The 20,133-nt window shown below is 51.5% G+C and carries 15 protein-coding genes; 11 read left to right on the plus strand and 4 right to left on the minus strand.

Features of this window, described 5'->3' with window-relative positions; genetic code table 11:
* The first annotated feature begins 6 nt into the window (after positions 1 to 6).
* Complete coding sequence (melA, locus tag SPIRS_RS04220) at positions 7 to 1,353, plus strand: alpha-galactosidase (protein ID WP_013253436.1); 1,347 nt, start codon at positions 7 to 9, stop codon at positions 1,351 to 1,353.
* Between the two features lie 233 nt (positions 1,354 to 1,586).
* On the opposite strand, the gene SPIRS_RS04225 is transcribed toward melA, so the two are convergent.
* The 4 genes from SPIRS_RS04225 to SPIRS_RS04245 all read right to left on the minus strand — a co-directional run bounded on the left by SPIRS_RS04225 (position 1,587) and on the right by SPIRS_RS04245 (position 6,189).
* The gene (locus SPIRS_RS04225; protein ID WP_013253437.1) at positions 1,587 to 2,486 is read right to left on the minus strand and encodes a carbohydrate ABC transporter permease; all 900 of its coding nucleotides are present in this window, start codon (positions 2,484 to 2,486) and stop codon (positions 1,587 to 1,589) included.
* Positions 2,487 to 2,490: 4 nt separating this feature from the next.
* Positions 2,491 to 3,435, minus strand: a complete 945-nt coding sequence (locus SPIRS_RS04230) for a carbohydrate ABC transporter permease (RefSeq protein WP_013253438.1) — start codon at positions 3,433 to 3,435, stop codon at positions 2,491 to 2,493.
* Between the two features lie 92 nt (positions 3,436 to 3,527).
* Complete coding sequence (locus SPIRS_RS04235; RefSeq protein ID WP_013253439.1) at positions 3,528 to 4,853, minus strand: ABC transporter substrate-binding protein; 1,326 nt, start codon at positions 4,851 to 4,853, stop codon at positions 3,528 to 3,530.
* A gap of 331 nt (positions 4,854 to 5,184) precedes the next feature.
* Positions 5,185 to 6,189 carry a LacI family DNA-binding transcriptional regulator gene (locus SPIRS_RS04245; RefSeq protein WP_148224032.1) on the minus strand — a complete coding sequence of 335 codons (1,005 nt, stop codon included), beginning with the start codon at positions 6,187 to 6,189 and terminating at the stop codon, positions 5,185 to 5,187.
* A 122-nt stretch (positions 6,190 to 6,311) separates the two neighbouring features.
* Between SPIRS_RS04245 and SPIRS_RS04250 the strand changes: the two genes are divergently transcribed.
* The 10 genes from SPIRS_RS04250 to SPIRS_RS04295 all read left to right on the plus strand — a co-directional run bounded on the left by SPIRS_RS04250 (position 6,312) and on the right by SPIRS_RS04295 (position 20,068).
* Positions 6,312 to 7,406, plus strand: a complete 1,095-nt coding sequence (locus tag SPIRS_RS04250; protein ID WP_013253441.1) for a BMP family ABC transporter substrate-binding protein — start codon at positions 6,312 to 6,314, stop codon at positions 7,404 to 7,406.
* A 13-nt stretch (positions 7,407 to 7,419) separates the two neighbouring features.
* Complete coding sequence (locus tag SPIRS_RS04255) at positions 7,420 to 8,946, plus strand: ABC transporter ATP-binding protein (RefSeq protein ID WP_013253442.1); 1,527 nt, start codon at positions 7,420 to 7,422, stop codon at positions 8,944 to 8,946.
* On the plus strand, positions 8,943 to 9,986 hold the full coding sequence (locus tag SPIRS_RS04260; RefSeq protein ID WP_013253443.1) for an ABC transporter permease: 1,044 nt from the start codon (positions 8,943 to 8,945) through the stop codon (positions 9,984 to 9,986). Before SPIRS_RS04255 ends, SPIRS_RS04260 begins: the two co-directional genes overlap by 4 nt.
* A 1-nt stretch (position 9,987) precedes the next feature.
* Positions 9,988 to 10,908: an ABC transporter permease gene (locus tag SPIRS_RS04265; protein WP_013253444.1), complete on the plus strand. Its 921-nt coding sequence runs from the start codon at positions 9,988 to 9,990 to the stop codon at positions 10,906 to 10,908.
* The gene (locus SPIRS_RS04270; protein ID WP_013253445.1) at positions 10,905 to 11,864 is read left to right on the plus strand and encodes a nucleoside hydrolase; all 960 of its coding nucleotides are present in this window, start codon (positions 10,905 to 10,907) and stop codon (positions 11,862 to 11,864) included. The genes SPIRS_RS04265 and SPIRS_RS04270 overlap by 4 nt, the downstream gene beginning before the upstream one ends.
* Positions 11,865 to 11,954: 90 nt before the next feature.
* Positions 11,955 to 13,025: a DmpA family aminopeptidase gene (locus tag SPIRS_RS04275; protein WP_041865979.1), complete on the plus strand. Its 1,071-nt coding sequence runs from the start codon at positions 11,955 to 11,957 to the stop codon at positions 13,023 to 13,025.
* 305 nt (positions 13,026 to 13,330) lie between these two features.
* The gene (locus SPIRS_RS04280; RefSeq protein WP_013253447.1) at positions 13,331 to 15,274 is read left to right on the plus strand and encodes a flavocytochrome c; all 1,944 of its coding nucleotides are present in this window, start codon (positions 13,331 to 13,333) and stop codon (positions 15,272 to 15,274) included.
* A 93-nt stretch (positions 15,275 to 15,367) separates the two neighbouring features.
* Positions 15,368 to 16,183, plus strand: a complete 816-nt coding sequence (locus SPIRS_RS04285) for a helix-turn-helix domain-containing protein (RefSeq protein WP_013253448.1) — start codon at positions 15,368 to 15,370, stop codon at positions 16,181 to 16,183.
* An 89-nt stretch (positions 16,184 to 16,272) separates the two neighbouring features.
* A complete protein-coding gene (locus SPIRS_RS04290; RefSeq protein WP_013253449.1) occupies positions 16,273 to 18,138 on the plus strand; it encodes an FAD-dependent oxidoreductase in 1,866 nt (621 codons plus the stop codon).
* A gap of 28 nt (positions 18,139 to 18,166) precedes the next feature.
* Positions 18,167 to 20,068, plus strand: coding sequence for an FAD-dependent oxidoreductase (locus tag SPIRS_RS04295; RefSeq protein WP_013253450.1), 1,902 nt, complete (start codon positions 18,167 to 18,169; stop codon positions 20,066 to 20,068).
* The last annotated feature ends 65 nt before the right edge of the window (positions 20,069 to 20,133 follow it).

Consider the following 20,133-nt stretch of genomic DNA (forward strand, 5'->3'; position numbering starts at 1 on the left):
ATTAACATGACAAAGGTAGTGATTATCGGTGCTGGCAGTGCAATGTTTACGAAGAACCTGGTTGGAGATCTCTTGTACTACGACGATATGGAGATCGACAACATTTCTCTGGTCGATATCGATGCGGAGAAACTGGCTGTCATGGAAAAGGTAACGAAAAAGATCGTGAAACAGTTCGGCAGAAAAACTGTTGTTGAATCTAGTACCGATCGATGCAAAGTTCTAAAAGATGCAACATTTGTAACCAGTACAGTTGGCGTCGGTGGTGTTGAGATGTACGAGAAGGATCTTGAAATCCCCGACAAATACGGACTGCACCAGTGCGTGGGGGACATCATTGGTCCCGGGGGAATGTTCAGGTTTCTAAGGGCCTACCCCGTACTTCTCGATATCTGTAAGGATATGGAAAGGCTTTGTCCCGATGCATATTTCTTCAACTACACAAACCCAATGGCACCTCTGTGTCTTGCTCTGAACCATGCAACTTCCATCAAGGTTTTCGGCTTCTGCCACAACGTCCAGAGTACCGCCTTGCAGCTCTCAGCCTATATGGGTGTTGACCGAAGTCGGGTCTCCTACTGGGCGGCCGGTATAAATCATATGGACTGGTTTCTGCAACTGAAGGTGGACGGCAAGGATGCATATCCCCAACTCAAGGAAATCTCCAAGGACAAGGAGAAGGTGAAGAAGCTCTGGCAAGTAGAACCGGATTACAGCAAGTATGAACTTGACCCCCATGTCAGGCTTGTCGACCTCATCAGGTTCGAGGTCATGGACAACTTCGGGAAGTATGTTTCAGAATCACCTTTTCATATGGGGGAATATTGTCCCTATTTCCGCAAGAATCCGGACATGATCAAGGAATATCAGGTGGATGACAGATGGTGGCTGAGGCATGAAAAATACACCGATGTCTACTACCACAAACTTGTCGGGATGCTGGAATCGGGCGAAGACATCGAGGTTGCGAAGACCTTTGAATATGCGCCGGAGATCATTCATGCCTATGTGACGGGCAAACCCTTCAGGGCAAATCTCAACGTGAAGAACACCGGCCTGATTCCGAACCTGCCGGCCGATTCGGTTGTCGAAGTTGCCTGTTACACCGACAGCGAGGGGATCCATCCCTGTTACGTGGGTGAAATACCTCAACAGCTTGCGGCATTGAATATAACCAACATCAACATGCACAAACTCATGGCCATGGCAGGGAACGAAAAAAAGCTATCCATGATATACGATGCTGTGAAGATGGATCCGCTAACAGCCGCTATGTGCACATTGGGCCAGATCAACGACATGGTTGCAGAGCTCATTGAAGCCAACAAAGAGTACTTGAAAGACTTTACCTGATTTCGTTTTGCCTGTTGTCGCCGTCGACGTCACTCAAGACGTCCGCGGCGACGATCTAAGGTGTGTGGGAGTAACGATCAGCCATCGCGTCGGACATGTGACCTATTGCTCGTTGAAAGACCGAATTATCAAAATACCGCCACGAGTGGAAAGTAATTAGTTTCGTGTATCTATTTGCCAGAAAACGAAACATGCCTTCATGTACCACCAGGATTCCGAACACTACGTAACCGTTACTTGTTGGAACTCAGCGCATACCCCTTCATAAAAGCATGATACAGCAGGGAGAAGATAATCAAGGGCGGTATCATAGCGATGATGGCTCCGGCCATAACCTCTCCCCAGGCCACTGAATCGCCGATTGAGATGATTTTATTCATCCCCACCTGAACCACCTGATTGGCGTCGTACCGGACAATCACCCTTGGCCAGAGATATTGGTTCCAGACATAGACAAACTGAATCAACGCCAGGGCTCCGATGGTGTTCCAGCTCATGGGAATCAGGATGTGGAAGATAAAGCCTATTGGGCCGGTTCCGTCTATTCTGGAAGAATCAACCAGGGAACGGGGAACGGAGTTGAAGTGCTGGATGAAAAGAAAGACACCTGTTGCAGAGGCGAGAAAGGGAACGATGATGGCAAGGTTTGTGTTGGACCAGCCGAAACCGTATGCAATGGGATGAAACAGCAGTTTGACGGGGTTGAAAAACCAGGAAGCCCATTGGAGGAAGCTGGCGGCCGGCTGGTTTGCGATCAGGTTGAACAGCCCGAGGATCAGCACCTCGGTTGGCATCATGAGCGTTACGATAATAAAAATAAAGATGATTTTCTTGCCTCTGAATTTGAAATAGACCAGGGAAAAGGCAGCAAGAAAGGAAAGAATGATCTTTCCTATCGTAACATAAAAGGAGATTACCAGGGAGTTTTTCATGTAGATCCAGAGCTTGTAATCGAGAAAGGCCCGCTTGAAATTGTGAAGAAAGCTTGTCCCTATCCCCATCGAGGGAGAGAGAACCTGCTCGGTATTTTGAGTCGATTTTATGAGCGCGAATACGATGGGAAAGCAGACGAGAATAACCGCTGCAATGAGAACGAGGTGAACCCATACGGGATCTTTTTTTCTTTTGTTCATATCCTTACCCCTGATAGTGGATGCCTTTGCCCATGGATGAGAACTGAAAATAGGCGACGATCCCCACCATGATGGTCAGGATGACGCTTTCCGCTGCCGCAAAGCCCATATTGCTGCTTCCTCCAAAGCCATCCTGAAACACCTTGTACATGAGGGTTGTGGTGATCCCCGTTTTGTCCAGTACGTTCGGAGGGCCGACAGGGCCTCCGCTTGTGAGGATGTCGATAAGCCCGAAGGTCTCAAAAAAGGCGTAGCTGATATTGGTGAAGACCAGAAAAAAGGTGGTGGGACTCAAGAGGGGATACAGCACATTGAAGAATTTTCTCCAGGCTCCGGCACCGTCGATATCGGCCGCTTCCAGGGGTTCTGTGGGGATGTTCTGCAGAGCGGCCAGGTAGAAAACGATGTTATACCCAAGATACTTCCAGACAGCGGCAAAGACTACGAGCGTGAGCGCAAGCAGCGGGGAGTCGAGCCAGCGAGGTTTTACCGAAAAGAGGAAATCGAGCAGGGTGTTCATGATACCGACCTCAGGATTGAAAATGAAGAGGAAGATGGTCCCTGCAACGGCTGGAGAGAGCGCGAAGGGCCAGATGAGCAGCATTCTGTACACGGTCCCGCCCTTTATCTTTTTGTTTGCCTGGATGGCTAGGAAAATGGAAGCGGAAATCCCTATGAAGACAATGAGGAGGCTGATCAGCAAGGTTTGGATCAGGCTTTGGAGAAAGGCCGGTGCCAGGGGGCCGGTAAAGAGATTTCGGTAATTTTCCAGGCCGATGAATGTATGGGTCCCAAGGAAAAGGTTATTGCGGAAAAAACTCATAACCAGCGAATGCCACGCTGGAAAGTAGAGAAAAACAGTGAGGATCAAAATGGTGGGCAGGAGGAAAAGGGCCGCCTTCCATGTCCCCTTGAAGACGGCATTTTCCCCTTGATCAAAGATATTCATCAAAGGCTCCTTGGTACAAAAACAGGCCGACAGAAGCCGGCCGTACGACTGCTTCTATCAGCCTTATATGAAAAGCTAAAGAAAGCGTGTTACTAAAAGTTTGCGTTATATTCCTTTAGCTTGGTATCGGAAAGAATTTTCGCTTCATCGAGAGCACTCTTTACGTCGGCTCCCTGGAGGATCTTCTGGAGAGACGTTTCGATGATTGTTCGGTTATCGGTTAACGTCCCTGCAAGAGCACCGGCGCTTGCCTTGTTGCTTTTCGTCTGCAAAAGCTGATTGAAGGCCACGATCTGATTTGCATCGCTGTCGAACCACCCCTCCTGTTTGAGTGCTTCCACAGAAGAGTTGCGTACAGGATAGTAACCGGTAAGCTTGTGCCAGCTGACCATATTCTCGGTGTTGGTCATGAAAAGTACGAAATCCCGTGCAGCGGTCAACTCGTCCTCCGGATGGTTCTTGGTGACCCAGACACTGGCCCCCCCGATGACGGTGCCGTTTCTCGTTGCACCGTCTGGTATGGGGATAAAACCGACGCCGAGCTTGAATTTCCCTTCGACCGCCTTTGAGATATTTCCGAGGTCGGCGGTGGAGGTGATGTGAATCATCGCTTTTCCTTCCTCGAAGATGGCGTCGCTTCCGTTCCAGTCTTCAAACTTTCCTGAATAGGTGTAGAGATCATTTTTTGCAAGTTCCGCCATGAAATTGCCGATTTTCATACCTGCGGGGCTGTTGAGGTTTGTCTCGGTCGCTCGTGCGTCCCTGCCGTTGCCGTTATTCACCAGCATCGCATTCTGTTCCGACATCCACTGTTCGAAGTACCAGCCGTGGAGACACATGGAGAACTTCGCCCCCTCGACGCCTTTTGCCTTTGCCGTTTCAAGAAGTTTGATCACGTCGCTGAAGGTTGCGGGAACATAGTCGGCAGGGTAGCCTGCTTCCACAATCTTATCTTTATTAATATAGAGGACGGGAGACGAGCTGTTAAAGGGAATCGAATTGACCGTATCATTGATGGTGTAATAGTTAAGCACCGGTTTGATATAGTCGGAGGTATCAAAGGAGCCGATCTCTCCGACGGGCATAAAGATACCGGAATCGTAGGCAAGCTGGCTTCCTACCTCGAAGACCTGCACCAGATGGGGGGCTGATCCCTGCTTATCGGCAAGAATGGCTGCCTGCAGGGTATCCCGATAGCTTCCCTTTGCCTCAACCACCACCTTGTAGCCTGGATGGCCGGCGTTGAACTCATCGGCACGATCCTCTATCCACTGGGATCTTGCCGCATCTCCGAATGCATGCCAAAAATAGATCTCTTTGACCGGTTTTTCTGTTTGCGATGTTTCCTGGTTGCCTCCGGCACATACCATACCGACGGATAGGACGGCAAGGGCGAACAGGGACAGAACTCTTTTCATGGTTTCCTCCGTTTCATTCGTATGGAACGCTGATAACGTTCAAGCTATTTCCACATACCCATGTTTGCCTTCCGTCATGGCTTTGTTCCTTTCTTGTTAGTTAGGTGCAATGATCAACGAAAAAAAGCTTCCTGATTTGTACGGTTCGGCCAATAACCTTTGAAACTTCTTTCGGCATCCACTACAACGCCATGAAGTACAGGATAGACGTTATTAAGGAGCTTTTGGAGATCGAAAAATTTTCTCTCCCGGAGCTTACCAAACTGCAGTTTTCTTTGATGGCAATGGAATGGCATTGACATTTTCCGAAACGTTTGATCCCTTGTGCTTTTTATGAGCTTTCCCGTATCATTAGTCGTCCTGCGATGAGGATTTTTTCGGGGGGGGGTGGTACCAATCCCCTTTGGTAGTCGATAAGGTGATGGAATGCCCGTTCCGCAATGCTTTTACGTGAAACGCGTACCGTTGTCAGGGATGGAGAGAGCTCTTTACTTGCCGGAAGGTCGTCGAAGCCTACGAGGGCAATATCATCGGGAATTGTCAACCCAATGTCCCGGCAGGCATTCATGCAGTTGTAGGCAAGGATATCATTGGCGCACAAAAAGGCGCTCGCATGCCCGCGGTGTTTTTTGAAATAATCGGTGAGGGCCTGTTTTCCTGTTTCTCTATTGGTAGCGATTCGTACAACCATATCGTCGCTGTATGCAAGCCCGAAGAGGCGGAGGGCCGCTCTGTATGCATCTTCCCTTGCCTGGAAATTGGGACTCAGCCTATCGGCCTGGATAAAGCCGATTCGGCTATGCCCCTTATCCACAAGGTGGGATACAATTTGATAGATACTTTCGGCATTGTCGATATCGACAAAGGTCGCATTGATTCCATAGTAGCACACATCAATAAAGATCCCGTGCGGATCGATTTCGTGAAGAAGGCGAACATCTTCCCGGTAAAGCCCTGCACCGAGAAAAATCGTTCCCACACCGTTTTTTTCGGTTTCGCGACGGCCGATGGCCTTGATGTTCTCCAGCATAAAGGTCTGAATGTCCACGGTCATTCCGTGCGCCGCGGCCACAGTTGTAATGCCTTCAAGGTATTCGGCGATAAAGATGCGGTAGGTATCGTCCCAGGAGTCAGAGGACTTTAAGATCTGCACAAATCGGAGCGTTCTGCCGTCGAGGTCGGGTTCCTGTTGCTTTTGATAACCCAACTCCTGAGCAATGCGCCGGATTTCTTCGGCTTTGCTTTTGCTGACTCCCTTTTTTTTGTTGAGCGCCATAGAAACGGTGGCTATGGAAACTCCGGCTTGTCGTGCAATGTCGTCTAATGTTGCTGCCATGGTGCTCATTATATATCGATTTGTCTCTGCAAGACAACTTAAACTTTTAAGTTATTCTGCTTAAAAAATAATTGACATATGATTAAATTAGCCTTAATCTGAAGGCATCTTGGAGGTACCACATGAAAAAGCGATGTCTCAGCATGCTCATCCTTACGGTAATGGTTGCGTGTTTCGGATGGGCTGGAGGACAAAACGAGGGCCCTGTCGATACTGATACCCTTCGGGTTATTCTTATCATTCCAGGTAACCTGGGGGATAAGTCGTTCTTTGATTCTGCGAACAGGGGATTGGACTTGGTTGCCGAGGAATTCGGCGCCGAAACCAAGGTCATTGAGGCCGGGGTGGATTCCACCAAATGGGAGCCGGCCTTGTATGACGCCATCGACGGAGATTGGGACATTATTATCACCGGAAGTTCGATGACCGAGCTTCTCAATCAGGTGGCGCCCCAGTACCCCGACCAAAAGTTCATCAACTTCGATACATCGATTGTCGAAACTCCGGATAATGTCTATTCGATGTTCTATGCCACTAACGACATCGGCTTTCTTGCCGGAACGGTGGCGGCTCTGATCAGCACTGCCGATCTGCCCCTTTCCAAAGACGAGGCGACGATTGGTTTTCTGGGGGGAATGGATATTCCGGGAATCAACGATTTCCTGGTCGGCTATATCGAAGGTGCTTTAAACATCAATCCCGATATCGAGATCCTTATTTCCTATGCAGGTGACTTTAACGATCCTGCAAAGGGAAAGGAACTCTCACTTGTTCAGTACAATGCCGGAGCCGATGTTATCTACAATGTCGCAGGCGGTACAGGCCTGGGCTTGATGGATGCAGCAAAGACGGCAAACGGCTATGCGATCGGCGTCGACTCCGATCAGGCCATGCTGTTCAGGGAGAGCGATCCCGAAAAGGCGTCCCACATTGTTACCTCGACGATCAAGCGAATCGATCAGTCCGTACTTCGGGCCGTCTCTCTTGCCCAGTCCGGGGAGCTCCCATTCGGTACCCATGAGGTTCTCGGTGTCAAAGAGGGGGGCGTCGGTCTTGCAAAGAATGAGTTTTACGATGCTGTAATGAGCGATGAGCTGAAGGCCAGGGTCGAAGCGGTTACCCAGGAGCTGATCGAGGGGGAGATTGTAGTTTCTTCCGCCTTCGGCATGGAATCAGAACAGATCAACGCCCTCAGGGAGCGTGTTTCACGGAGATAGCGGGCAGCGAACGATGGAACCGGCACTTGTTTTAGAGGGAATCACCAAGGTTTATCCAGGGGTTGTGGCCAACCGTAACATCTCGTTTTCTCTTAACGAGGGTGAGATCCATGCGATCTGCGGAGAAAATGGTGCAGGAAAGTCCACCCTCATGAAGATTATCTTCGGCATGGAGCAGCCTTCGGAGGGCAGGATCTTCCTGAAAGGGGAGGAAGTGCACATTCGTTCCCCCCAGGATGCCATCGACCTTGGCATAGGAATGGTGCATCAACATTTCATGCTGGTTCCATCCTTTACCGTTGCGGAGAATTTGGTGCTGGGTATGGAACCGTCCCGGTATACCAAGCTCGATAAAAGTAAAGCCATCGAGGCGACCAGGAAGGTCGCCGAACAGTTTGAACTAAAGGTTACTCCGGAAGCCCGGGTCGAGGATATCGGTGTGGGCATGATGCAGAAACTTGAAATCCTCAAGGCCCTTTACCGCGGTGCCCGCATCCTGATCCTGGATGAACCTACCGCGGTCCTTACCCCCCAAGAGACGGATGAACTCTTTGAACAGCTGCTTTTGCTGAAAAAACGGGGCCATACCATCGTTTTTATCTCGCACAAGCTGAAGGAAGTGAAACAGATCAGCGACCGGATCACCGTGATCAGAAAGGGAGAGGTCGCCGGAAGGTTTCTGACCTCGCAGGTCGATGAGCGGGAAATCTCCGAAGCGATGATCGGAAAGCTTATGGGCGGCGGTGCACATCGGGAGCACGTTCATCCTGGTCGGCAGGCTTTGCGTGCGGATTCGCTGACCCTTCTGGATGAGAACGGCCGGCCGGTGCTTCGAAACCTCTCCTTTTCGTTACGTGAGGGGGAAATTCTTGGCGTGGCGGGTGTTGAAGGCAATGGTCAGCGTGAGCTTATCGAGCTTATTACCGGCCAGCGCAGACTCCAGGAAGGTTCTCTTTCCTATGGGGAAAAAGAGCTACGTCCCCGGAGTATCGGCCAGGTTCGCTCCCTCGGCCTTGCCTATATTCCCGAGGATCGTATGAGAAACGGATGTGCCACCGGCGGCACCATATGGGAAAATCTCATAACCAATCGTCTTTCAGACAAACGCTTTTCCCGCCGATCATGGTTGCGCAAACGGGAGATCGAAAACGACAGCAGAAGACTGGTCGGAGAATACGATATTCGCTGTTCCTCAATCTCCGACAATGTGGGGCAGCTTTCGGGGGGGAATATCCAAAAGGTGGTTGTCGCACGGGAATGTGCTTCCGATCCTTCCATCCTGGTGGCCGATCAGCCGACCCGGGGAGTGGATATCAATTCAGCCGAACAAATCCACCGGAAAATCATTGAGATGAGCCGAAACCGGACCGCGGTGCTCCTGGTTTCCGCCGACCTGGGAGAACTCCTTGATCTCTGTACAAGCTTGATTGTCCTTTTTAACGGAGAGATTACCGCACGCTTCGAAGATATTTCCGATCTGGATGAAAAGGAGCTTGGTTTTTATATGCTTGGGATAAAGCGGCAGGGAGGAGTGTCATGAACGAGGGATTCTTTAAAAGGGTTCGCACAGCGGTAGCCATTCTCGTATCGCTCCTGCTTGCCTTCATCATTATTTCACTGGTAAGCAAGAGCCCGCTGCGCACCATGGGCCTTTTTCTTTTCGGTCCCCTGAAAAATGTCCGCTATCTCGGAAATGTCATAGAACTCACCATTCCCCTGATCTTTGCCGGACTTTCGACGGCCATTCTGTTTCAGGCCAATCTTTTCAACCTGGGAGCCGAGGGGATCTTCTATTTCTCAGGTTTGACCGCCGCCTTTGTGGCCATACTGGTTCCCATTGCCAATCCCTTTCTGCATGTAAGCGCTGCCATTGCTGCAGGGGCAGTGATGGGAATGATCGTTGCCCTTGTTCCCGGTTATCTCAGGGCAAAATGGAACGCCAGCGAGCTGGTATCCTCGCTTATGATGAACAGCATTCTTGCGGGAGTCGGCCTTTATCTTCTTAACAACTTTATACGTGACAAGGATCTGACGGAAATAGCCTCGCTAAAGCTGGCTCCCTCCGCACTGCTTCCGCGTATTATTCCGAGGACCAGGATTCACCTCGGCCTGGTGATCTGCCTCTGTTTTGTCGTCGGTGTCTATCTTTTTTCCCGGCGCCATCGTATCGGCTACCTCCTCAGGATGTTCGGCTTCAACCACCGCTTCGTGGAGTATTCCGGCGTTTCCAGTTTCAGCATGATCATCATAGCTCATCTTCTTGCCGGTTTCATTGCCGGGGTGGGAGGAAGCGTGGAGGTCCTCGGCATGTACGACCGATTTCGCTGGGCATCCCTGCCGGGGCTCGGCTTCGACGGGGCGCTGGTGGCGATGCTGGCCCGTAACAAACCCCTTCCGGTGCTTGGCTCCGCTCTCTTTCTTGCCTATATCCGGACCGGTGCCGATATCATGGCCCGGCAGGCGGATGTTCCTGCGGAAATGGTTTCCATCGTACAGGCGGTAATCATTCTTCTGATTTCGGCGGATCGATTCCTTCATGGTCTCGAAGAGCGTCGAATTCTGAAAAAGGCGTTGGCATAGTATGTTTTGGCAGCTCATTTTCTCATCAAGCTTTCTCTTTTCGGTCCTGCGGGTAAGCACACCGATCGTCTTTGCCGCTCTCGGTGCACTGATCTCGGATCGTGCGGGAATCGTCAATATCGGACTGGAGGGTATTATGCTTACCGCCGCCCTCGGCGGCGTTATCGGAAGCGCCTATACCGGGAGTGCCGCCCTCGGCCTTTTTTTTGCCGTTCTCTCCGGGCTGCTGTTTTCGGCAATTCTTGCCTGGTTTACCCTCAAAATGAAAACAGATGTCATTCTCGGCGGTATCGCCCTGAATCTCTTTGCCTCGGGAGGGACCATCTTTTTCCTTTCCATCCTGACTGGAGAAAAAGGCACCTCCTCTTCCCTACCGAGCAAGGTGCTGCCGGATATAACATTGCCTCTCATCGCTCGCATCCCCGTTCTCGGAGATATTCTTTCGGGGCATAACCTGTTGACCTACGTTTGCATACTTTCTGTTGTGGGGCTCTGGTACCTTATGAACCACACCCCTCTGGGCTACTGGATCAGGGCCGTAGGGGAAAACCACCATGCGGCAGAATCCGTCGGTATCGATATTTTCAGGATCCGCTTTGCGGCCCTTTTGATGAGCGGGCTCTTTGCCGCTCTCGGCGGGGCCTTCCTCTCCATGGGCTATGTCTCCTGGTTTTCTCGTGACATGTCGGCCGGACGGGGGTGGATCGCCCTGGCCGCCGAAGCAATGGGGGGCGGTTTGGTGGTACGCACTACCATAACGGCCGCTTTCTTCGGCCTTGCCGATGCCCTTGCAAACACCCTGCAGACCATCAATCTGCCCTCTGAATTGGTAAAAACCATCCCGTATCTCGGCACCATCATCGGACTTGCCCTCTATGCGGTGAGGCGAAGCAGAAGAGAGCAAAAGAAGGGGCGGTCATGACGAGGGATAAGATACGTCCTATTATCATCGATACCGATCCCGGCCATGACGATGCGATTGCCATCATGACCTTGATGGCCCACCCTGAACTGGTAAAGATCCTTGGGTTCACCACCGTTGCCGGGAATCAGAGCCTGGAACGGGTCACGAAAAACATGCTCATGATTGCCGAACTGACGAAGAGCCGGGTGCCGGTCGTCATGGGCGCCTCAAAACCCCTGGAACGGGAGCTTGAGACGGGCGAGCACGCCCACGGCAGTTCGGGAATGGATGGCCACGATCTGCCTTCTCCAGCCCGCTTGCCTCTTAAGGTGGATTACCTTTCTTTCCTGCGTGAGACCATTATTTCTTCTTTCGAAAAGGTTTCCATCGTTGCCCTGGGGCCCCTGACCAATATTGCCGGACTTCTTACCCGCTACCCAGAGCTTGGCGAACGGATCGAAGAGATATCCATGATGGGGGGGGGGCTTTCCAACGGGAATATCACCCCTGCGGCCGAATTCAACTTCTATGTCGATCCCGAAGCGGCGGCCCTTGTCTTTGCATCGGGGGTTCCCATTACCATGAGCGGTCTCGATGTGACCGAAAAGGCGATGATCTATCCCCGACAGTGGGAAGCGCTTCACCACGGGGGAGCTGCTTCCCGGTTTTTTGCACAGCTGCTTGATTTTTACAACATCGCTTCCAGAAAATTCGGCTTCGAGGGTAGTGCCCTACACGACCTTTGCGCCGCCCTCTGGATCCTGAAGCCCGATTTGTTTGAATCCGCATACTACCACGTTGCCATAGAAACAAGAGGAGAGCTTACCCGCGGCATGAGCCTTGCCGATCGCAGGAGGGTTCCATCCCTGCCTCCGAATGCGCGGGTTCTTCTGGACATCGACCGAGAAGGGCTTGTTTCATACCTTCTGGAGAGTCTGAAGCGACTTGACGACATGATAGCAGAGAAATCATAACATCGGATTGCCTGTAATGCTTGTATCATAATCCTCCTCTTCGTACTATGGAACTGCTGCTTTGCTTTGCGAGGAGGACAAGAGGTGAGTATGCTTGCCAGAGGCTGGGGAATATGTCCCGGTAGGTTACAGCCCGGGCCGTTGAACTCGATTGCTGATGTCGGCGGGATCGGGATCGGACACGTTACCTACTGCAAAGGGGATATTCAGACGGGGGTTACGGCACTTCTTCCCTATCGCGGGAATATCTTCCGCCAGAAGGTTCCCGCCGCTTGCCATGTCATAAACGGTTTCGGGAAAAGTGCGGGGCTTATCCAGCTTACCGAGCTCGGCAGTATCGAGACCCCGATCATCCTTACCAGTACGCTGAATGTCGGGACCGCTTTTCAGGGATTGGTGGAACATGCCCTTCGGGAAAACCCCGAAATCGGCAGGAGTACCGGCACCGTCAATCCCCTGGTCCTCGAATGCAACGATGGTTTTCTCAACGACATTCGCCGTCCCGTTTTGCAGAAGGCGGATATTTTTCGAGCCGTTGAAGCCGCCGCTGCGGGTGGCACATGTGCGGAAGGGGCTGTCGGTGCCGGTCGGGGGATGAGTTGTTACGAGCTAAAAGGGGGGATCGGCTCCGCCTCCAGAACCTTTACCATCGATGGCAGGACCATCAATCTTGGAGCCCTTGTCCTGACCAACTATGGGCGCCTGCCTGATTTGCGGATTGGCGGAGATCCTGTCGGCAAGCGGCTGGCTGCCTTGCTTTCCGACAAGCAAGGGACCACGGAGCAGCGGGAACAGGGTTCGGTCATTGTCCTGCTTGCAACCGATGCCCCTCTGGACAGTCGTCAGTTGCTTAGGCTGGCGCGGCGAGGGGAGGCGGGCCTGGCCCGCTGCGGTTCCTTTATCGCCGGGGGAAGTGGGGAGATTGTCGTTGCCTTTTCCACCGCCTATACCATTCCTCATATTCCGGAAAGCGCTTACATCGATTGTCGTTTCCTGCATGACGACTATCTGGACACCCCATTCCTTGCCGCTGTAGAAGCGATCGAGGAGGCGGTCCTCAATTCCATGATTGCCTCCGAAACGGTCACGGGCCGGGGCGGCAATACCCGGCATTCGCTGTCGGAGTATCTGGCGGGTCTTGGGTACTCCCATTCGGAGTGAGTCGTTACTAGTGTTCGGAATATTGGTGGTAGAGAGCTTACAACTCTTTTCCTCACTTTTATTTACAAGCTGAAGCATAAAAAAAGTCGAACGACAGCGAAAACCAAAGGAATGTTCCATCTTCATGGCATGAGGATCACCAGGATTCCGGACACTAAGAGCAGTTCACGACTAAAATCATCATAAAATTTATCGATAAATAAATATTGACAAAATCTATTGCGTGATCCATTATTTTTCCAGACAAAGACTAGTCAATTGCATATTTTCGTGCTTTGACGTAGCCAATATGAAAGGAGCCTAAGATGAAAGGCCAAAAAATGCTTTCTCTGCTGCTTGTTGCCTGCATGGCGCTTTTTCTCATCGCCTGCGGCCAAGCTTCCGACGAGGCCAAAACGGTTTCGTCGGATACAATGGAAGGTCGGACGATACGTCCGATGAAACCCGGAGTGTATACGGAAACGGTAAAAGGGGTACACGACGGGATGGTCGTGGAGGTAACGCTTTCGGAGAAGAGGATCGACAAGGTTGAAATCCTCAAGCATTCCGAAACTGCGGGCGTCTCCGATGTTGCTCTCGAAAAGATGCCCAAAGACATCGTCGAGCAACAGAGCATTGCGATAGATACCGTATCAGGAGCTTCCTACACAAGTAATGGTATCCTTAATGCCGTAAAGGCGGCGATAGAAGAAGCGGGGGGAAATGTAGCCGATTTCGATGTCCGCCAGGCTGCCGCTGCGGCGCAAGGTGAGTCGGAACGACCGGCGTTGGGATCGCCTTCGATTCCAAGTACCTGGGACATGAGCTATGATATTGTTGTCGTCGGCGGTGGTTTTGCGGGCCTCGCTGCAACCCACAGCGCTGCTGATAGTGGTGCAAAAACCCTCCTGATCGACAAAATGCCCTTTGTCGGCGGTAACTCTCAGATTAATGGAGGGGTATATGCCGCCTATACCAGTACATTGGCATCCGAGTTTCAGAAGAAGCTGAATCTCCCGCCCGATACCGCTGAAAAGCATATCGAAGACACCATAAAGGGTGGAGATTATATGGGTGATATCGCTCTTGTCAAAAACCTCGTGTACGGATCTCCCTTTTATCTCAATCTGCTTCTTGATAACGGGCTTAAGGTTCGTGAATCTCTCACCAGGCCCGGAGGCCACTATGGCTACCGAACCTATACGACCATACATGGTGTGGGGAGTGATATTGTTCAGGTACAGAAGAAACTCGTTGCAAAAACCGATGCGACCGTCATGACCAACACCAAGATGGTCCAGATTTATCGTGATACAAAAGGTGAGGGAAGGGTTTTGGGCATTCGGGTCGAAACCGAGAACGGATTCAAGAATGTTGAAGCAAAAAAGGGCGTAATTCTCTGTACCGGAGGGTTTTCGGGAAATGTGGCAATGCGTTCCGAATATGTACCAACCCTTACCGAGGATCTGCCGACTACCAACCATGTGGGTGCTACCGGAGAAGGAATCCGAATGGCACAGGAGGTTGGTGCGGATATCCTTCATATGTGCTATATTCAGCTGTACCCCTTTGCTAATCCTGACAACGGGGTGCTTGATAGTTATGCAGTTATCCCCTTCAGCGGCCCCAGTGCCGGTGTCGTATATGTTGATACGAACGGTAAACGCTATGTAAATGAAGGAGAACGGCGCGATGTCTGTTCAAAGGCGGCCCAGGATACCGGAAGTTTTCCGACTTTTTGTATCTTTGGCGAAAAGATCGCCAAGGAGGGGGGCTTTATATCGGCGTCGCAGCTTGAAGGCGGAATTGAGGCCGAAAGAATCTTCAAAGCCGATAGCCTTGAAGAGCTTGCAGCCATCATCAACGGCCATACCTATAAGAACCAAAACGTCAATATGCCGGCGACGAATCTGGTCCAGACCATCAAGACGCATAACGGCTATGTTGCGAACGGCAATGATCCCGATTTCGGCAAGGTCATTGACAAGGGTATCATGATGAAGATCGAATATGGTCCCTATTATGCAATTCCGCAGTGGCCTTCGGTTCACCACACCATGGGTGGTTTGAAGATTTCGCCGAAGACCGAGGTTCAGGACATTTGGGGACACGTGATACCAGGGCTTTACGCTGCCGGAGAATGTGTCGGCGGGGTCCACGGTACGAACCGTCTGGGCTCCAATGCCGTGGCGGATTGTGTCTCTCACGGATATATTGCCGGCCAATATGCCGCAACAGGGGGCCTTCCCGATTTCGTTCCGAAGCAGTAAAGGCTTTCCCTTATTGTTCAACGCAGGCCGCTTCTTTTGTGTTGCGGCCTGCTCGTGCATCTTCATTCAAAAGAAAGAGGGACGAACTATTCCATGGCTGATAAGTTGCATATAGGTGACATATCCAATTTGATCGGTACCCCTGCCTCCACCTTGCGATTCTATGAAACCCACGAGATAGTCAAACCCATTAAAGATAGTGAAAATAACTATCGGGTCTATACCCCGGAGGAATCTTGCCGATTATTGATTGCCCGACTTTTGAGGAGTTTCGAATTACCGCTTGAAACGGTAACTCCCATGGTTTCTCACAATGATTCGGCAGCGAACCTTGACCTGCTCGCCGGTCAGAGCAATGACTTGCAGAAAGAGATAGGACGCCTCTCTATGCTTAAAAAGGAGATCGACTCCTACCGCTCCGAACTGCTTCGTGCAAGGCGGCTTCTTGAAGGTGTGGAGATAGGGATGCGGCCGGGACTCTACAGGGTTGCCAATATTGTCGGCGGAGAGCTTGCCATTCGGCAGGATGTGACAAGGGTCGTCAGAAGATGGATGCGATATCTGCCCCAGATCCATTATTCTCTCTTGCTGAAAACGGTAGAGACTGCCCCAGGTGAAGGGGCTAAGGGGGATTGGGGATTCTCCATCACACAGGAACTGGGGGAGTCTCTTGGAGAAAAGAGTAATCCACCCGTTATGTTTTTTCCTCCTTGCGAATGTCTCTTTACCGCACTGATGAAAAGCAGCGCGGAAAAGGTCATGGAATGGGAGCTCGAAGTCCTGAGAAGGCGTGTATCTTCCAATCATGTGTTTGCTTCCGGTCCCATCCTCGGCAGATTTCTCTCTCTTGATTATCAGTCCGAAGAACCTCGTTACCTCTATCTCTTTTCAGTTCCCATAAAAAAATAATTATCTCCTTGACCTTCAAGCGGCTTGAAGCTCTAGGCTATCTCTCAAACCTGCCGTAACGGCAGGTAGTGTTGTAATTCGGAGGAGTCATGAGGAGAAGCGTGAGAAGTGTTTTTTTCATGGTTGTAACAATCATCAGCCTGTTGATGCTGCAATCATGCACAAAGGAACTTGAAGCCCTAAGCTATAAGCCCGGAACCTATACTGCGGAGGCTCAAGGACACAACGGCCCTGTTCGGGTTGAGGTGACATGTAGTGAATCAAAGATAGATTCCATAAAGGTTGTCAGCCATAGTGAAACGGAAGGGATCACCGATACGGTGTTTTCGACGATTCCGGAAGAGATCGTCAAGACGCAAAGCCTTGATGTGGATGGGGTTTCCGGTGCAACGGTGGCCGGCAATGCCCTTATTGCGGCGGTTGCCGATGCGGTGCGCCAGGCCGGAGGCGACCCTGAGAAGTTGCAAGGAAAGGGTCACGAGGCCACCGGTAATGGTACAGGCCCCGAAGAAAAAATGAGCTGTGATGTTGTTGTCGTAGGTGCAGGGGGTGCCGGGTTGGCTGCTGCCAATGCGGCGATAGAGGCAGGGTATGATGTTGTTCTCCTTGAGAAATTGTCATACACCGGCGGCGGATTCACCTATGTGGAAGGTGTATTCGGTGTGAACAGTCCGATTCAGAAAAAGGCCGGTGTGGATCTTTCGGTGGAAACGCTGTTCAAGGAGTCGATGGATTTTCACCACTGGCTGCCCAATGCCTCCCTTTTGAAGGCTTTTTACAATAATGCCGGTGATTCGATCACATGGCTGATGGACAGAGGAGTGAAATTCCGGGGTGTCATTACGGCGAACCCGCCGGACGGCAATATCGCATGGCACCTTTTCGATGGGGGAAAGGCCGGTCGTCTGGCGGTGAAAAATCTTACTGAGCGAATCGAGAAAAGTCCCAACGGTACAATCCTCTATGAGACCCCCGGAAAGGCCCTCATTATCAGGGATGGTAAGGTTTGCGGTGTATCTGCGGTGAAAAAGGATGGGGGAAGGCTATCTGTCGAGGCCCGGGCGGTCATTTTGGCGACCGGCGGCTTTTCGAGCAATCAGGCCCTCAAGGAGCAGTACCTGCGATACCCAGGTTATCTGAATGTAGGGGCCGGAGGACGGGAAGGCGATGGACTCAAGATGCTTTCCCAGGTTCATGCCGATCTTGTCGGCATGAGTGCGGTACTTGGGGCCGGTCTTGTCATGCCGATTCCGATAAGCCAGCAGATGGGCCCGGATACTAGATACCCCGATATCTTAGGGGCAGTCTACAACGAGGGGCTATTGACGCTCTCCCGCCAGGGCAGGCGCTTTATGAACGAGAGGCTTCCCATCGAATACCGTTCCAATGCAACGGAGCAGGTAGGAGGAACTGCCTTCGTCGTGTTTGATCAGAAAACCGTGGACGAGTTTATTGAACAGGGCCAGCGTTTCGGCTTCGGCATACCGAGAAAACTGCCCAAGTTGCAGGAGGGGATCGATAAGGCTCTTGCCGAGAAAAACGACTGGATGTTTTCTGCCGACAGCCTCGAAGGACTTTCGAAACAGACCGGTATGCCGCTTGAAAACCTGAAAAAGAGTGTGGCCGACATGAATGGCTATGCGGCCCAGGGGCAGGATCCAGAGTTTTACATGGAGAAAAAGGCTCTTTTTTCTATCAAAGAGGCTCCCTATTATGCGGTCAGGGTTGTTCTTGGAATGTATGCAACCGTTGGCGGTTCGAAAGTCACAGAAGGGCTGCAGGTGATCGATACCGACGGAAATGTCGTTCCTGGTCTTTATGCCATAGGACTTGATGCTGGCGGATTGTATGGTGATACCTACGATATGCGTATAGCAAATGGGGCCGCAAGCGGTTTTTCCGTTACCAGTGCTCGCCTTGCGGTTCGGGATATCCAGCGCTGGTTGAAGAAATAAGACTTTTACGTAAGGAAGTACCAACGTTATGAAAACGATAATGCACATAGTTGGCTCAGCCTTTCTGATGTCCCTATTGCTGACCTTTGCGGCATGCGGCAATAAGAGCACAGAGAGCGGAGTAAAACAATCGGGTACAGCGGCGGCGGTTTCCTCCGCTGCGCAGATAAGGAATGGAAGCTACGAAGGCATCGGTTCAGGGCGAAATGATTTTATCAAGGTAAGCACCACCTTTGAGAATGGTGTCATCACCGGCTGCGAGGTTCTCGAAAACAAAGAGACCTCATGGATTGCTGCTCCTGCTATTAATTTTATGCCCGCCAAGATTGTGGAGAACAACAGCGTGAATGTGGATACCATTACCGGATGTACCCTCGCTTGCAAGGGCATCATCAATGGGGTAAAGGATTGTATCCTCCAGGCTGGAGGGGATGAAAACAGTTTTACAAAGGATTGTACCAAAGCAGGCACTGCCGTATCCACGGGAGACGCGAGCTATGATGCCGACCTTGTCATCGTTGGTGCAGGAGGTTCCGGCCTTACCGCCGCCGTTCGGGCAGCAGAGCTTGGTTTGAAGGTGGTGCTGATAGAGAAAAAGAGTGCCGTAGGCGGAGGTCTTTTTGGAACAGAGGCCCACTATTCCAACGATTCCATTGTGGAAGAAACCTTCAACCGCACCGACAATCAGAGCGCGGAGGAAGGGTATGTCTATCACATGAGCTATAATCGTAATCGTTGTAACGGGCGTATCGTACGAGCCTTCATGAACAATGTGGGCAAGACCATCAATTGGATGATACAACAGGGGAATAAGCCGATCATGGCCTTGGACTCTTTCCGTGGTCCGGGGAGCTCCACATGGCTGATGTTCGAGGGTGAGGGCCCCGGGGTGGCGCTCACCATGCAGCGGCAGTGTAATAAACTTGGCGTCACCACGCTGCTGAATACGACGGGAAAAAGCATCACCATGAAAGAGGGCAAGGCAGTCGGTATTATCGCTGAGAATCTTGCCGGAGATACCATTACGGTGCATGCCGGAACTGTAATCATTGCAACCGGCGGTTATTGTGACAATAAGGAGATGCTGGAACGCTATGTCAGTCATGCCATGGCCGAGGCCTCTACTTCGGGAGGCAATCGGGCGGCAGGCGGTACCGGCGGCCGCATGGGAGAGGGCATCCAGATGTGCTGGGCCGTCGGCGCGGCAAAACAGGGAACAGGCTATATAGCTCATAGCCTCAATACCGTACCCGGCTGTGCCATCGATTCCCTGGTCCATCGTGCATCTTACCAGCCCTATCTTTGGGTAAACGCAACCGGAGTTCGTTTCTCCGATGAGACCGGTGGATTTACCAAGGTATGCAGCCAGCCCGACGGCTATTACTGGAGCCTTTTAGACCAATCCATGGTAAGCTTTATGGAACACCACAATACCATACATAGTACCTGTTTTACCCCTTCCACCAATAAACCTGCTGTCGGCTTGCAGGATGCTTTGGACCTTGCCGCAAGCAAGGGCCTGATCTGTAAAGCCGATAGTTGGGAAGCGTTGGCACAGCAGATGGCTGTTCCCACGGATGCCCTGTTGGCGACAATCAAGGAGTACAACGGCTATTGTGAGGCAGGCGTTGACACCATGTTTTCAAAAGACCCAAGTCGCTTGATCGCATTTGGAGAGGGGCCCTACTATGCCTGCAAAACGGTCGGCGGCATGCTTACCACCATCGGCGGGGTAGAGGTAAATGAAAAGATGGAAGTAGTCGGTACGAAACACGCCGTCATTCCCGGCCTTTATTGTATCGGAGCTGATGCCGGCGGATTCTACGGCGATGACTACAATTTTAAGGATACCGGTTGTGCCAGTACCTTTTCATTCTTTTCCGGAAAAACTGCTGCCGAAAGTGCGGCTTCGTATCTGCAGAAGCTTTAGGCCATGTGTATCATCGAAATATAGCAATCTACAAGCCACCCCATCCATGAAGGGGTGGCTTGTAG

The organism is Sediminispirochaeta smaragdinae DSM 11293, assembly GCF_000143985.1.
Lineage (GTDB): Bacteria > Spirochaetota > Spirochaetia > DSM-16054 > Sediminispirochaetaceae > Sediminispirochaeta > Sediminispirochaeta smaragdinae.